General features: G+C 72.7%; 11 protein-coding genes. 2 read left to right on the top strand and 9 right to left on the bottom strand.

Annotated features, from left to right (window positions below; all coding sequences use genetic code 11):
• The 9 genes from N542_RS24295 to N542_RS0110120 form a co-directional block, all read right to left on the bottom strand.
• Positions 1-964 (bottom strand): DUF2332 domain-containing protein (locus N542_RS24295; RefSeq protein ID WP_036507245.1); only part of this gene is annotated, 964 nt, incomplete at its 3' end.
• A 238-nt stretch (positions 965-1,202) separates the two neighbouring features.
• Positions 1,203-2,660, bottom strand: coding sequence for an NAD-dependent succinate-semialdehyde dehydrogenase (locus N542_RS0110155; RefSeq protein WP_028643822.1), 1,458 nt, complete (start codon positions 2,658-2,660; stop codon positions 1,203-1,205).
• Positions 2,661-2,953: 293 nt separating this feature from the next.
• Positions 2,954-4,846, bottom strand: a complete 1,893-nt coding sequence (locus tag N542_RS24290) for a M4 family metallopeptidase (RefSeq protein WP_036507242.1) — start codon at positions 4,844-4,846, stop codon at positions 2,954-2,956.
• Positions 4,847-4,958: 112 nt separating this feature from the next.
• Positions 4,959-7,664: a helix-turn-helix transcriptional regulator gene (locus tag N542_RS0110145; protein WP_028643821.1), complete on the bottom strand. Its 2,706-nt coding sequence runs from the start codon at positions 7,662-7,664 to the stop codon at positions 4,959-4,961.
• Between the two features lie 44 nt (positions 7,665-7,708).
• Complete coding sequence (locus N542_RS0110140; protein ID WP_036507239.1) at positions 7,709-9,595, bottom strand: penicillin-binding transpeptidase domain-containing protein; 1,887 nt, start codon at positions 9,593-9,595, stop codon at positions 7,709-7,711.
• 65 nt (positions 9,596-9,660) lie between these two features.
• Positions 9,661-9,825, bottom strand: a complete 165-nt coding sequence (locus tag N542_RS27490; protein ID WP_155992970.1) for a hypothetical protein — start codon at positions 9,823-9,825, stop codon at positions 9,661-9,663.
• 45 nt (positions 9,826-9,870) lie between these two features.
• Entirely contained in the window at positions 9,871-11,616 is a 1,746-nt protein-coding gene (locus N542_RS0110130) for a DEAD/DEAH box helicase (protein WP_028643819.1), read from the bottom strand.
• Between the two features lie 76 nt (positions 11,617-11,692).
• Positions 11,693-13,513, bottom strand: coding sequence for a glutamine--fructose-6-phosphate transaminase (isomerizing) (gene glmS, locus N542_RS0110125; RefSeq protein ID WP_028643818.1), 1,821 nt, complete (start codon positions 13,511-13,513; stop codon positions 11,693-11,695).
• Positions 13,514-13,528: 15 nt separating this feature from the next.
• A complete protein-coding gene (locus tag N542_RS0110120; RefSeq protein WP_028643817.1) occupies positions 13,529-13,810 on the bottom strand; it encodes a hypothetical protein in 282 nt (93 codons plus the stop codon).
• Between the two features lie 279 nt (positions 13,811-14,089).
• On the opposite strand from N542_RS0110120, the gene N542_RS28280 reads away from it, so the two are divergent.
• Positions 14,090-14,224: a hypothetical protein gene (locus tag N542_RS28280; RefSeq protein WP_269319768.1), complete on the top strand. Its 135-nt coding sequence runs from the start codon at positions 14,090-14,092 to the stop codon at positions 14,222-14,224.
• Positions 14,225-14,405: 181 nt separating this feature from the next.
• A complete protein-coding gene (locus N542_RS0110110) occupies positions 14,406-15,002 on the top strand; it encodes a YceI family protein (RefSeq protein WP_028643816.1) in 597 nt (198 codons plus the stop codon).
• Positions 15,003-15,070: the final 68 nt, after the last annotated feature.

Here is a 15,070-nt window from a genome sequence, read left to right as displayed (position 1 = left end):
AGCGGCCGTGGCCGTGGGTCCAGGCCACCGCCCGGCCGTCGAGGCCGAGCACGAAGCCACGCACGCCGTCGGGCATCGCCGGCCCGGTCTCCGTGACCCGCGACAGCACGCGCGGGCCCTCGTTGCTGACCCAGCGGCAGCGGCCGGCGGCCACCAGGCCCGTCATCAGGTCGTGGAAGCGGAGCCGGTCGGGGTCGGTCAGGTAGCCGATGACGGCGCTGTGGAAGACCACCACCGGGCCGTACGCCGACGCCTCGTCGACCAGCGCCGGCAGCTCCTCGAGCAGGTCCCCTCGCACGATCACCGGAGGGTCCGCGCGCGCCACCTCGACGGCCGCGGACAGCTGCGCCCGGCGGTCGTCGTCCTCCGGCCAGACCAACGTCGCCAGCCAGGCCATCGCGTCCTCGTCGGTGACGTCGAGGGGATTCAGGTCGATGCCGCCGCGCCAGGCGATCACCGGCGACCGATCGGGCAGCGGCAGGACGCCGTCCACGTCGCACCGCAGCTCCGGCCCCGACCCGGCACGTCGTACGCCGTCGGCGGTCGACCAGGCGTAGGAGTACCGGTCCGGGTAGAGGCACAGGCCCGCACTGGCGCCGACCTCGAGCAACGCGATCGCACCGTCACCGGCGACGCCCGCGAAGGTCGGCAGCAGCGTCGCGAGCCGGCCGACCTCGTTGGTCTGCGTCGCGCGAGCGAGGATCGTCGCGCGGATCAGGTCGTCGTCCGCGAGCAGGGCCGCCCGCAGCGCGTCGTACGGCCCGGGCGCCGGTACGCCGTGCCAGCGTGCGGCCGCGAAGACCAGGTTCGGCTGACGCTTCACCTCCGGGAGCCGGTTGATCCACGCGAGCACCTCGGGGTCCGTCGAGACCCGGCGAGCCCAGTCCTCGAAGCAGGGGGAGGTGGGGGCGGCGTCAGCGGCGAACTCGGCGTACTGCGTGGTGGTCTCGGCGTAGACGTCCATCGATCCGTTCCTCGTCGTTCGGCCGGAGGCTGCCCGGATGCGCGACCATTCTCGGCCTGGGGATTGTCCGCGGGCGATGAGCGAGGGAGCTTGAGGCCACGCGTGGCGTCCTGGTGGTTTCGAGGCTCAGACCTGGCGGCCTTCACACCTCAACCACCGGGGCCGTTTCGAGGCTCAGGCCTGGCGGCCTTCACACCTCAACCACCGGGCTCGATTCGCCGGCGACGGTGCCCGGGCGTCAGCCGGCAGGCAGGGCGACGTACGTGGTCTCGAGGTACTCCTCGATGCCCTCAAAGCCGCCCTCGCGGCCGAACCCGCTCTGCTTGACGCCACCGAAGGGGGCCGCCGGGTTGGAGATCAGCCCGCTGTTGATGCCGATCATCCCGAACTCCAGCGACTCGGCGATCCGGATGGTGCGGGCCAGGTCGCGGGTGTAGACGTACGACGCGAGCCCGTACTCGGTGTCGTTGGCCTGGCGGACCGCCTCGTCCTCGGTCTCGAAGGTCGTGATCGGCGCCACCGGCCCGAAGATCTCCTGGACGTTGATCTCGGAGTCCACCGGCACGTCGAGCAGCACGGTCGGCGGGTAGAAGTAGCCCGGTCCCGTCGGCAGCTCACCGCCGGTGACGACGGTGGCGCCGTCGTGGATCGCGTCGGTGACGAGCTGGCTGACGCTCTCGACGGCCTTCTCGTCGATCAGCGGGCCGACGTCGACACCGTCGTCCTGGCCGCGGCCCAGCGTGAGGCCGCTCATCCGCCGGCCCAGCTTCTCGGCGAACTCCTGGGCGACCGAGCGATGCACCAGGAACCGGTTGGCGGCCGTGCAGGCCTCGCCCATGTTGCGCATCTTGGCGATCATCGCGCCGTCGACCGCGGCGTCGACGTCGGCGTCCTCGAAGACGATGAAGGGCGCGTTGCCGCCCAGCTCCATGCTCAGCCGCTGGAGCTGGTCGGCCGACTGCCGCACGAGCACCTTGCCGACGCCGGTGGAGCCGGTGAAGCTGACCTTGCGCAGCCGGTCGTCGGCCTGGAGGGTCTTGCTGAACTCGCTGTGCCTGCTGGTGGTGACCACGTTGAGCACCCCGTCCGGCAGCCCGGCCTCGGCGAGCACGCCCGCGAGCGCCAGCATCGTCAGCGGCGTCTGGCTGGCCGGCTTGACGACCATCGTGCAGCCGGCCGCGATCGCCGGCCCGATCTTGCGGGTGCCCATGGCGAGCGGGAAGTTCCACGGCGTGATGAAGAGGCAGGGGCCGACCGGCTTCTTGATGGTCAGCAGCCGGCTGCCGCCGGCCGGGGCCTGCATCCAGCGGCCGTGGATGCGGACCGCCTCCTCGGCGTACCAGCGGAAGAACTCGACGCCGTAGGCGACCTCGCCGCGCGCCTCGGCGACGGTCTTGCCCATCTCGAGGCTCATCAGGTGCGCGAACTGGTCGGCGCGGTCGGTGATCAGCCCGAACGCCGTGCGCAGGATCTCGCCGCGCTCGCGCGGCGGGGTCTTCGCCCAGGCGGCCTGGGCGGCGACGGCGGCGTCGAGGGCGTCGACGGCGTCGTGGAGCGAGCCGTCGGCCACGTCGGTCAGCACCGAGCCGTCGGCGGGGTCGACGACGTCGAGCCGCTCACCGCCCTCCGCCTCGCGCCACGTGCCGCCGATGAAGAGGCCCCGCTGGTCGGGGCCGAGAAGGTCGAGTCCGTTCATGTGGTCAGCCTCGCACCCCGGGGGGTGGTCTCCCAAGTGAGGCCGGCGAGCGGGGGGTGGACGTCGTCCCCTTCTCGTAAACCGCTGACACTCTCACCAGTCGCGTGACACCATTGGGATGTCGACTCGGAGGGAGCACCTTGATGTCGGCATGAGTCCCTTGCTGACCCCATGCAGCGAGGGACTCGCCTTTGTGGGACCGATCTGTCGCACCCCCTCGCGACGGATCGTGCGCCCCGAAGGAGCGGGCCCCCGGCGTGCACGCCGGGGGCCCGTCCTCGTCTCGCCGGTCGCTACGGCGTGTCGTACCCCAGGGTGAAGGCACCCGAGCCGGAGTAGGCGTAGACCTCCCACCGGTAGGTGCCGGTCGCGGCCGAGTAGGTGATGCTCTCGGTCGAGGTCGCGCTCTCGCTGGACCCGACGTCGACCCAGCTCGAGCCGCTCTTCTTCTGCAGGTAGAGGTCGAGGTCGACCCCGCTCGGGCCGGTGAGGCAGCCGCGGATGGTGCCGGCCGTCGTGACCGAGAAGCCGGTGCTCGACGGCTTGTACGTCGACGTGCGAGACGTCGCCGTACCGGTGGCCGTGACCTTCGTGCAGGCGCCACCACCTCCGCCGCCGGTCGTGCCGCAGGTCGGCTCGCCGGACTGGGCCGGGACCGAGACGGCGTCCCACGCGGCCTTGACCCGGTTGAAGGTCGTGCAGTCGGTGGTGCCGTACAGGCTCTTGGCCGCGGTCAGGGTCGCGACCCGGGCCTTGCCGTGGGTCCAGTACGTCGTCTTCAGCAGCAGGCCGTTGTAGAAGATCCTGCCGGCCGTCTGGATGCCGACCCCGGTGACGCTCGACCCGTTGCAGGTCGGCGAGGCGGGCGAGGCCCCGGAGCCCTGGGAGAGCAGGTAGAACCAGTGGTTGAGCGGGCCGGCCGCCGCGTGCACCTCGGTGTTCTTGATGCTCGAGGAGTAGCAGTTCGGGTCCCCGACGACGCTCGGGTTGTACATGTAGCGGATCGGGCCGTCACCGACCAGGTCCGCCTCCTCGCCGACGGTGAAGTCCGCCGGGTCGTTGGGGTTGGCGGCATAGGCCTCGGTGAGGGCGCCGAAGATGTCGCCGGTGGCCTCGTTCATGCCGCCGGTCTCGTTGTCGCCGGTCGAGCCGCCGGGGGTGGTCTCGAAGACGCCGTGGCCGTTCTCGTGCGCCACGATGTCGATGGCGGTGAGCTGCCGGGCGTTGTCCTGGCTGTGCCCGAAGTTGGTCTTGGTGCCGTCGAAGTAGGCGTTGACGTCGGCGAGCCCGACCCGGGCGGGGTAGCTGGTGCCGTTGCCCTTCACCCCGCTGCGACCGAGCCAGGCCGACAGCATGTCGACCTCCTTGTCGACGCTGTAGAGCACGTCGACGCACCCGGTCTCGAGGTTGGTGCCGGAGCCGTTGCCCCACGCGTCGTCCGGGCCGGTGTAGATCGTGCCGGCCTGGTTGGCGCAGGAGACGCCGGAGCGCGAGGCGTCGGACATCCGGTAGGTCGAGCCGCTCGACGACGTGCCGATGGTGACGCCGGGGTAGTAGTACCCGTTGCCGGTGCCGTCGACGACCTGGTCCCAGCTGTCGAGGACCTTCCCGGTGGTGGCGTCGGTGTAGACGGTCAGCTTCGTCGGGCGGTTCTTCGTGGTGCCGACGACGAGCGTCTGCCAGGCGAGCGTGGGCGTCGACCTCGCGAAGACCACGAGCTCGGGCTCCGACGCCGACGTGACCCGGCCGACCTGGCGCTTCGCCGTACGGCGCGCGGAGGCGGCGGTGCGCGTCGGCGCGGTCGAGGCGAGGTCGATCACCTGCGGCTGGGTGACGCTCCGGCCGGTGACCTTACCGGACGGGTCGACGGCGAGCACGAAGTCGCCGCCGACGACCGGCAGGCCGCGGTAGGTGCGGTCGTAGGCGACGTACTGCGTGCCGGCCGCGCCCTGCGTCGTGCTGGCGTGCTGGAAGGCGTCGTGCGGGCTGGCCCGGAAGGTCGCCCGGTGGTCGGCGACGTACGAGCGGGCCGCGGTGCGCGCGGCCGCGTCCGACACCGGACGGTGGTCGGCGGCCTTCCCCGTGTGGGCGGCGGGTCCGGAGTACGACGGCGCCTGCAGGCCAAGGGCGAGCGTGCCCGAGACCGTGACCGCCAGAGCCGCTCCGAGCAGCGTTCTGGTTCTCATCGATGGATCTCCCTCGAAGGGTGAGGTGGGAGTGCGGCGCTCCGGGGATGTCCGGAGGCGTCGGTCCGACCGTAGGAACCCCCTCCGGGCGCGGGTAGCGGGGAAACCCTTGCTACTCGGCCCGCGCGGGCACGATCCGGGCGAGCTGGGTGCGCGAGCGCACGTCGAGCTTGCGGTAGATCCGGGTCAGGGCGGCCTCGACGGTCTTGACCGACAGGTGCTGGCGCTCGGCGATCTCGCGGTTGCTGGCGCCCTGGCAGACCAGCTGGGCGATCCGCGCCTCGGTGCCGGTGAGCCGGCCGAGCACCGCGCTGCCCTCGACCGGGCACGGCGCCAGCTCGGTGCGCACCTGGGCCAGCCAGGGCCGGGCGTGCAGCTCCGCGAAGACCGTCCCGGCCGCCTCCAGGGTGCTGCGAGCGGCGGCCGCGCGGCGCGCCCGGCGCTCGACGTGCGACCGGGTCAGGAGGGTGCGGCCGAGCTCGACCTGCAGGCCGACGTCGGCGCAGACCTTGGCCGCCCGGTCGAGCAGGTGCAGCGCACCCTCGACATCACCGGCAGCACCGAGCACCTCCGCCTCGGCCCGGTCGAGCTGCGCCCCGAGGCCGTCGGTGCCGGACCGGCCGTCGATCGCCCGGCGCGCGCCGGCCAGCACGAGCGCCGCCTCGTCGTTCGCTCCGAGCGCCACCAGCGCCGAGACGAGCTCGGGCTGCCACCGGTTCACGGTCGGGTCGCTGAGGCCGTGGGTGTCCTCGATGACGCCGATCCGCGCCATGGTCGCCCGCGCGGCCTCCGCGTCGCCGGTGCGCAGCTGTGCCTGGCCCAGCAGCAGCAGGTGCCGTTGCAGGTAGCGGGTGTCGCCGCGCTCCTGGGCCGCCACCGCACCCTGGCCGGCGAGGGTGCGGGCCACGTCGAGGTCGCCCCCGGCCAGCTCAGCCAGCGCGCGGATGAACCACCCCGGGTGGGGGTCGAGCCCGAACTCCTCCGCCACCCGGGTGGCCCGCGCGGCGTACGCCATCGCCTCGCGGCACCGCCCGAGCCGGACGCCCACCTCGACCAGGCAGCGCAGCACGTGCACCTGGTCCATGCCGGCTCCGCGCTCGACCCGGGCCAGCATCGACAGGTTCGCGGTCCACGCCTCCTCGAGCCGGTCGTCGTACAACGCGAACCTGGCGGCGATGTAGCCCGGCGACGTGTGAGTCTGCCCGGGCGGCGCAGGCTCGCTGGCAGGCACCAGGGCGAGCGCGGCCGCCAGGTGCGCGTCGTGGCGGCCGCTGCCCGTCCACCGGGACGACACCGCCCACGTGCTGCGCGCCGATGCCTCGCCGACGCGGTCGCCGGCCCGCTGGAAGAGCCCGGCCGCTCGCTCGGCCAGCCGCCCCGCCTCGTGGGGCCGCGACTCCATCAGCGCGACCCGGGACCGCTGCAGCAGCACCAACGCGACCAGCCGGTCGTCCTCCCCCGCGTCCGTCAGCGCGGCGGCCAGCACCTCGTCGAGCGCCGCCACCCCGGAGCCGGCCAGCTCGGGCAGCGCCAGCCGGACCCGCACGGTCTGCTCCGGCGTGGCCGCCAGCTCCAGGAAGTCGTCGACGGCGCGGTGCACCAGCTCGACGTGGTTGCCGGGCGCCCCGGTCTCCACGGCGGTGGCGAGCCACTCGACGCGCTCGGCGCCGAGCTCGGTCGGAGCGCGGTCGGCGGCCAGCAGGTAGAGCTCGGTGGCGATCGCCCGGCCGCCGGCGGCCGCCGACGTCTCGGCGGCCACGGCCAGCTCGTGCGCGAGGGCCGCGCCGGGCCGGGGGTCGGCGAGGGCGCGGTGCCGGGCCCGCTCCGCCGGGCTCGGGGCGACCTCCGCGAGGTCGCGGTGCCACGCGGCGCGGCGTACGGCGGGGACGGCCTCGGTCACCACGCGGCCCAGCTCGGCCGGCGTGAACCGCAGGGCGTCGCCGGCACGGGTGAGCAGCCCCGCCTCGACCGCCCGGCGCACGTGCTCCTCGGCCTCCACCCGGCCGGCGCGCTCGAGCTGGCGGACCGTGGGGCGGTGCAGCAGCGCCGCCAGCGCGACCGTGGTGCGCACGCCCTCCTCCTGCGCCAGGAACCGCTCACGGAGCACCCGCTCCAGGATCGCCGGCAGCGGGGTCGGCCGGCCGAGCAGCACCGGCTGCTCCCGGGCCGCGCCGCCGAGGGCGAGCGCGAGGGACGGCAGGCCGCCGGAGTCGACGTGCAGCCGCTGGGCGACGTGGGCCGGCACGCCGTGCGCCCCCAAGAGCTCGATCGTCGCGGTGGCCTCGAGCGGCGGCACCTCGAGGTGGTGCAGGTCGGAGAGGTCGATGTCGCCGTCCGGCGCCCGCTCGCGGGCCGGCCCGACCGTGGCGACCAGGCCGACCCGGCCGGACAGTCGCCGGCGGGCGTAGCCGATCACGCAGGCCGACTGCGGGTCGAGCCACTGCACGTCGTCGACCAGGATCAGCACCGGCGTCGCCCTCGACGCGTCGCCGAGCAGCGCCTTGAAGCGGGCGCACAGCACGGTGCGCAGCCGGTCGTCGTCGACCGCGGACGACAGCTCGGGGAGCGCCCCGCGCAGCTCGACCGGCAGCTGGTCGACGAGGTCCTGGAGAGCGGCGTACGCCAGTCCCAGCTCGCTGACCGCGCCGTTGGCCCGGAGCACCAGTGCGCCGGGCAGCTCGCGACGCTGCTCCTCGAGCGCGTCGAGGAGGGCGCTCTTGCCGATGCCGGTGGGGCCGTGGAGCGCGACCGAGCGGCCCTGCGCCAGGAGGTCCTGCACCTCCGAGAGCAGGCCCAGACGGCCCATCACCCGAGACATGGAGAGGTCAGGCTAATCGACCGGGTGTCCGGCCGACAGAGGGTCTAGCGAGCGGCTCGCAGGAACCTCTCCAGGATCGGACCGGCGACGCCGGAGCCGGACGCGCCGAGGTCGACGTACACCGCGACCGCCAGGTTGCCCTGGGCGGCGACCATCCAGGCGTGGGTCAGCGTCTTGCCCTTGCGCTCGAACTCCGCGGTGCCGGTCTTGGCGATCACCGGCGGCCCGGGTACGTCGAGCAGCCCGCGACCGCTCCCGGAGGTCACGACGCCGCGCAGCAGGTCGCGCAGCGCAGCGGCCTCGCGGGCCCGGAGCGGCGGAGCGGTGGCGGGGACCGAGACCTTCACCGACTTCACCAGGCGGGGGACCACGGTGGTGCCGGACTGGATCGAGGCCATCACGGTCGCCATCGCCATCGGCGAGGCCAGGATGCCGCCCTGGCCGATCAGGTCCGCGGCCGCCTCGGTCTCCGACCTGGGTGCCGGCACCGTGCCGAGGAAGGCGGGGAAGCCCAGGTCGTGGTCGATGCCGAGCCCCAGCGACGCGGCCGCGTCGGCGAGGTCACCGTCGTCGATCTTGCCGGCCTGGGAGATGAAGGCGGTGTTGCAGGAGTTGGCGACCGCGGTGCGCAGCGGGATGTCGCCGATCGCGCTGCTCGGGTAGTCGTCGTAGTTCTCGAACGGCTTGCCGTTGACCACGACCCGGCGCGCGCAGGGCACGACGGTGCTGGGCTTCAGCCCGGCGCGGAGCAGCGCCAGGCTGCTGACGGTCTTGAAGGTCGAGCCGGGCGCGGCCTGGCCGTACGTCGCCAGGTTGTAGCCGTCGGTCCCCGCACCGTTGGCGGCGGCGAGGATCGCCCCGTCGGACACCCGGATCGCGACCAGCGCGCTCGCCGGTCCGACGCCCTCGAGCGCGGACTCCGCGGCCGCCTGACGACGCTCGTCGAGGGTGAGCTCGAGCGTCTTCCCCGGCTGGGCCTCGACGCGGTAGAGCTCGCGCTCCATGCCGTCGGAGGCGACCGCGTTGACGACCACGCCGCCCACGCCCTGCAGCTGCTCGTCGTAGCGGGCCTGCAGTCCGGAGAGCCCGGCCTGGTCACCGGCCTGGTAGCGCTCGGGGTCCTTCTTGACCATCTCGGCGGTCACGTCGCCGACGGTGCCCAGGATCGGCAGGGCGAAGTCGCGGGACGGCGACAGCGGGATCCGGTCCGGGAGCGCGACCGCCCCCGGGATGGCGCCGTACCCCCGGGCGACCCGCAGCGGCACGTCCTCCTTGCGGATCGTGATCGCCTCGACGAAGGCCTTGGCGCCCGCGGCGTCGACGCGCGTGGCGTACGCCGCCGGGTCGATGTCGACCAGCCGCGCCAGTCGTCGCGCGGACGCGCCGGCGCCGGCGGCCGGGACCTTCGAGCGGTCGATGCCGAAGCGCACGACCTCGCGGTTGGTGACCAGCACGTCGCCGCGGTTGCCGAGGATGAGCCCGCGGGCCCCCGCGATCGTGGTGGCGTCGAGGACAGTCGCCTTGCGCAGGCTCGGCTCGACGAGCGCCCGCGACCAGGTGGTCTGCCACTCGTCGTCGACCTTGGTCAGCTCGACGTCGGTGGTGTAGCTCCACTCGTCGTCGGAGATCGGCCAGACCCAGGCGAGCGTCGCGGTCGCCGTGTCACCGGACTCCTGCACGCCGCCGGCGGTGACCGACGGCTTCAGGTCACCGAGACCCGAGACGACCGCGTCGTAGTCGGCCGCGACCTGCGTCGGGGTCTGGTCGCCGGTGAACCCCACCTCGGTGAAGTCGCCGGACACCAGGGCGGCGGCCAGGGTGTCGGCGGCCCGGTCGGGGTCCGGACCCGACACCTTCTCGGTGGGGTCGTCGCAGCCGACCAGCACGCTGGCGGCGAGGACGGCGGCGGCGATCGAGACGAGGAGGCGCACGCCCCGGTTCTACCAGCCACCACCGACCGAGCCCGGCATCCCCCGGGCCGGCAGGGCCCGCAGCGCTACGACATGGTGGCCGGGGCGCTGGCCAGCGGACCGCCCGGCACCCGCTCACAGGCGCCCGTGGCCGCCGAGCACCGGACCAGGCGCGACACCGGGTGGGCGCCGGTGACGGCGGTCAGGGCGAGGGCCGGGCCGAGCAGCGCGGGGGCGAGCCGGGTCAGCATGCCCGGAAGGCGAGGGGCTCGCGGGCCGCTGGTCCGGCGAACGGCCTAGCTGTCCTTGTGGCGCGGCTTCCGGGCCGGACCCGCGTCCCGCACCGGGGCACCGGCCTCCGGCGCCAGCTCGATCAGCTTGCCGGAGATGCGGGTGCCACGCAGCTTGTCCCACGCGCCGGCGGGCAGGTCCGCGGGGAGCTCGACCAGCGAGTGGTCGCCGCGGATGTCGATGTGGCCGAAGTCCTGGCGGGACAGGCCACCCTCGTTGGCGATCGCGCCGACGATCTGGCGCGGCTCGACCTTGTGGCGCTTGCCCACGGCGATCCGGTACGTCGCCATCGGCACGTCGGTGCGCCCGCGCGGACGGCGCTCGCCCCGCTCGGGACGGCCACCGCGGTCGGGCCGGTCGTTGCGCACGGGGCGCTCGTCGCGCGCCTGCTGACGGGCGTCCGCGGCCGGGTCGATGAGCAGCGGGGTGTCGCCCTGCGCGACGACGGCCAGGGCGGCGGCGACATCGGTCTCCGGCACGTCGTGCTCGCGCACGTAGTGCTGGATGATGTCGCGGAACCGGTCGATCCGCGACGTCTGCTCCAGCGCGGCCGTGATCGCGTCGTCGAAGCGGGAGAGCCGGGTGGCGTTCACGTCGTCGGCGGTCGGCAGCTGCATCTGGGCGAGCGGCTGGCGGGTCGCCTTCTCGATCAGCTTGAGCAGGTAGCGCTCACGCGGGGTCACGAAGGAGATCGCGTCCCCGCTGCGACCCGCGCGGCCGGTGCGGCCGATGCGGTGCACGTAGGACTCGGTGTCGGTGGGGATGTCGTAGTTGACGACGTGGCTGATCCGCTCGACGTCGAGGCCGCGGGCCGCGACGTCGGTGGCCACCAGGATGTCGAGCTTGCCCGACTTCAGCTGGTTGACCGTGCGCTCTCGCTGGGCCTGGGCGACGTCACCGTTGATCGCGGCGGCGGAGAAGCCCCGCGCCCGCAGCTTCTCGGCCAGCAGCTCGGTCTCGCTCTTGGTGCGGACGAAGACGATCATGCCCTCGAAGTTCTCGACCTCGAGGATGCGCGTGAGGGCGTCGATCTTCTGCGGGTAGGAGACCAGCAGGTAGCGCTGGGTGATGTTCGGGGCCGTCGAGGTCTTGTTCTTGACCGTGATCTCTTCGGGGTTGTTCAGGTACTGCTTGGAGATCCGGCGGATCTGCGACGGCATCGTCGCGGAGAAGAGCGCGACGTTCTTGTCGTCGGGGGTGTCGGCGAGGATCGTCTCGACGTCCTCGGCGAAGCCCATGTTGAGCATCTCGTCGGCCTCGTCGAGCACCAGGAAGCGCAGCTCGGTGAGGTCGAGCGTGCCCTTCTCGAGGTGGTCCATGATCCGACCCGGGGTGCCGACGACGACGTGCACGCCGCGGCGCAGCGCGCTGAGCTGCACGCCGTACGCCTGGCCGCCGTAGACGGGCAGCACGTGCACGCCCTTGATGTGCGCGGCGTACCTCTCGAAGGCCTCGCAGACCTGGAGCGCGAGCTCACGGGTCGGGGCCAGCACCAGCGCCTGCGGCTTCTTCTGCGCCAGGTCGAGGCGCGAGAGGATCGGCAGCGCGAACGCCGCGGTCTTACCGGTGCCGGTCTGCGCCAGGCCGACGACGTCGCGCCCGGCCAGCAGGGGCGGGATGGTCGCGGCCTGGATGGCCGAGGGCTTCTCGTAGCCGACGTCGGAGAGGGCCTTGAGGACCTTGTCGCTGAGTCCGAGGTCGGCGAACGTCACCTCAGGAGTCGAAGTGTCGTCGTTCTCGTCGTTGCTCACCCGTCAACGGTAGTGCTTTCGCGCACGGTCGACACCTTCTGCGTCGCGGTGGGCTGGGTCACCACCAGCCCCACGGCTACTCGACCGTGACCGACTTGGCGAGGTTGCGCGGCTTGTCGATGTCGTGACCGAGCTGCAGGGCGGCGTGGAAGGCCAACAGCTGGAGCGGTACGACGAGCAGCACCGGGTCGAGCTCGCGCTCGTTGCGGGGCACGTCGATCCGCACGCACTCGACCTCGCCGAGGTCGACGTCCGCGTGCGTGATGACGACCAGCGGACCGCGCCGGGCCGCGATCTCGTGCAGGGCGCCGACGTTGCGGTCGGTGAGCTCGTCGTCGGGCACGATCGCGACGGTCGGCACCACCTCGGAGACCAGGGCGAGCGGGCCGTGCTTGAGCTCGGAGGTCTGGTAGGCCTCGGCGTGCCGGTAGGAGATCTCCTTGAACTTCTGCGCGCCCTCGCGCGCGACCGGGAAGCCCCGGACCCGGCCGATGAAGAAGAGGCTCTCGGCCGCAGCGAGCTGCTCGGCGACCGCGGCGATCTCGGACTCCCGGTCCAGGATCTCCTGGATCTGCTCGGGGATCCGGTCCAGGCCGTGGATCAGCCGGCGCCCGTCGGCGATCGACAGGTCGCGCACCCGTCCGAGCTGCAGGGCCAGCAGCGCGAAGCCCAGGAACATGTTGGTGAGCGCCTTGGTCGACGCGACGGCCACCTCCGGCCCTGCGTGCAGGTAGATCCCGCCGTCGCACTCGCGTGCGATCGCGCTGCCGACGACGTTGACGAGCCCGACCACCCGGCCGCCCTTGCGCCGGATCTCCTGGACGGCGAGCAGGGTGTCGATGGTCTCGCCGGACTGGCTGACCGCGACGTAGAGCGTGTCCGCCTCGATCACCGGATCGCGGTACCGGAACTCACTGGCAGCCTCCGCGTCGGCGGGGATCCGCGCGAGCTCCTCGACCAGCGCGGCCCCCATCTGGCCGACGTAGTACGCCGAGCCGCAGCCCAGGATCTTGACCCGGCGGATCGCCCGGGTCTCGCGGGCGTCCATGTTGAGGCCGCCGAGGTGCGCCGTACCGAACCGCTCGTCCAGGCGGCCGCTCAGCACCCGCGCGGCCGCGGCCGGCTGCTCGAGCATCTCCTTGTGCATGAAGGACTCGTGCTCGCCCGTCTCGTACGCCGCCGGGTCGACGTCGACCGTCTCGGCCGTGCGGGTGACGGGACGCAGGTCGCCGCCGTACGTCGTGAAGCCGCCGGCGGTCACCGTCGCGATCTCGCCGTCGCCCAGGTGCGCGACGGTGGTCGTGTGGCGCACGATCGCCGCGAGGTCGGAGGCGACGTACATCTCCCTCTCGCCGACTCCGATCAGCAGCGGGCTGCCGTTGCGGGCGACGACCAGCCGGTCGGGGAAGTCGGCGTGCACGACGGCGAGGCCGTAGGTGCCGTCGACCGCGGCGAGCGCCTCGACGACCTTGCCCTCGAGGGTCGACTCCTCGGAGAGGGCGACGAGGTGCGCCAGCACCTCGGTGTCGGTGTCGCTGACGAGGTCGATGCCCTCGTCGGCCAGGCGCTGCCGCAGGCTCGCGGCGTTGTCGATGATGCCGTTGTGGACGACCGCCACCAGGCCCTTGGCGTCGGTGTGCGGGTGGGCGTTGACGTCGTTGGCCGGACCGTGGGTGGCCCACCGGGTGTGGCCGATGCCGATCCGTCCGGCGAACCGCTTGGGCAGGCCCTCGGCGAGGTCGCGCACCCGGCCGGCGCGCTTGGCCACCTTGATGCCGGTGCCGCCCAGCAGGGCGATCCCGGCCGAGTCGTAGCCCCGGTGCTCGAGACGGGTGAGCCCCTCGAGCAGCAACGGGGTGGCCTGCTGGGCGCCGACGTACCCGACGATTCCGCACATGTTCGATGTCCTCTGCTATCCGTAGACGAGGCGCCGGAGCTGGCGCTCGGTGAGCCGGGGAGCGGCGACCACCCGGGCGGCCAGCTCCTCGGCGATCCGCGCGAAGATCTCGGGGTTCTTCGCGCCGTAGGTCTTCAGGTGGGCGTGCCGCCGCCGGACGTAGTCCTCGACCGGCTCCGCGTGGAACGCGACGACGTCCTCCACCACCCGGGCGGCCTCGGCGGGCGAGAGACCGGTGCTGGTCGCGATGTGGTCCACCAAATCCGGGTCGGGCCCGGGGCGGGAGGCTGTCGGCACGGGGACGATGGTTCGCATCCCCGCACCGAAACGCAAGTTCCTGCCCGAATACGGGCAGAAATGCTGGATTCGGTCCGTTCCGGCCGGCCACATTGGCATACGACCGCCGTCCGGTGGCACCTCCACCGCCCAGATGGAGCGCCGACCCCTGCCGCAGGGGGCTACGCGCACTCAGGTGGGGGGACGGGAGCGATTTCGTCGAAGAAGTGACACCCCAGGTGGGGATGGGCTACCTTAGGTGAACAGAAGGTGAACACGGAGCGAATGACGGGGGTCCCCATGACGAACAACTCGACGGCCACTGGCCTCGTGCAGACCTGGGTCCCGGTGACCGACCTCCAGGGCCGCACGCACCTGGAGGCGCACTGGATCGACACCACCGCGCCGGCCACGCCCGTCACGCACGCCGCCTGACCGACGCGTCCGCCCGACCCCGCCCGGAGAGCTCCGGGCGGGGTCGAGGCCATTTCGGCGCGCGCCGGGTGACGTCGGGGCGCATGATCCGACGCGTTCTGGGCAGGGGGAATGAATCGGACCCAGGTCCGGTTAGGGTAGTCAAACGTTCAACAACCACCTACCGCCACCAGGAGCCACCATGTCGATCTTCAACCGCAAGTCCGCCGAGCCGCAGTTCGACGCCCCAACCACCGCCGTCGAGGACATCTCCGGCGACTACACCATCGACCCGACCCACACGCGCCTCGGCTTCAGCACCCGCCACGCGATGGTGACCACGGTCCGCGGTCAGTTCACCGAGTTCTCCGGCACCGCCCACGTCGACGCGGCCACCCCCGCGAACTCGCACGTCTCCCTCACCATCCAGACCGCCAGCATCGACACCGGTGTCGCGGACCGCGACGGCCACCTGAAGTCGGCCGACTTCTTCGACGCCGAGAACAACAAGGAGATCACCTTCTCCTCCACCCAGGTCGAGCGCGACGGCGACGACTGGGTGGTCACCGGTGACCTCACCATCAAGGGTGTGACGAAGCCGATCACCATCGAGTTCGAGTCCAACGGCTCGGCGCGCGACCCCTTCGGCAACCTGCGCATCGGCTTCGAGGGCGGCACCAGCATCAACCGCAAGGACTGGGGCCTCACCTGGAACGCGGCGCTCGAGACCGGCGGCGTCCTCGTCTCCGAGAAGATCAAGCTCGAGTTCGACATCTCGGCGATCCAGAACGCCTCCTGATCCTCCGCACCACCTGCACCGCACGAAGGCCCGTCCCCGGAGGGGGCGGGCCTTCGTCGTACGTCGAC

This window comes from Nocardioides sp. URHA0020 (assembly GCF_000620705.1).
In the GTDB taxonomy this organism is placed as follows: domain Bacteria; phylum Actinomycetota; class Actinomycetes; order Propionibacteriales; family Nocardioidaceae; genus Nocardioides.
This window is presented reverse-complemented; position numbering and strand designations above follow the sequence as displayed.

Excerpts from the sequence above, each read along its gene's own strand:
- N542_RS24290 (WP_036507242.1), bottom strand. The coding sequence starts at position 4,846 with ATGAGAACCAGAACGCTGCTCGGAGCGGCTCTGGCGGTCACGGTCTCG.
- N542_RS0110110 (WP_028643816.1), top strand. The coding sequence starts at position 14,406 with ATGTCGATCTTCAACCGCAAGTCCGCCGAGCCGCAGTTCGACGCCCCA.
- glmS (WP_028643818.1), bottom strand. The coding sequence starts at position 13,513 with ATGTGCGGAATCGTCGGGTACGTCGGCGCCCAGCAGGCCACCCCGTTG.
- N542_RS0110155 (WP_028643822.1), bottom strand. The coding sequence starts at position 2,660 with ATGAACGGACTCGACCTTCTCGGCCCCGACCAGCGGGGCCTCTTCATC.
- N542_RS0110145 (WP_028643821.1), bottom strand. The coding sequence starts at position 7,664 with ATGTCTCGGGTGATGGGCCGTCTGGGCCTGCTCTCGGAGGTGCAGGAC.
- N542_RS28280 (WP_269319768.1), top strand. The coding sequence starts at position 14,090 with ATGACGAACAACTCGACGGCCACTGGCCTCGTGCAGACCTGGGTCCCG.
- N542_RS27490 (WP_155992970.1), bottom strand. The coding sequence starts at position 9,825 with ATGCTGACCCGGCTCGCCCCCGCGCTGCTCGGCCCGGCCCTCGCCCTG.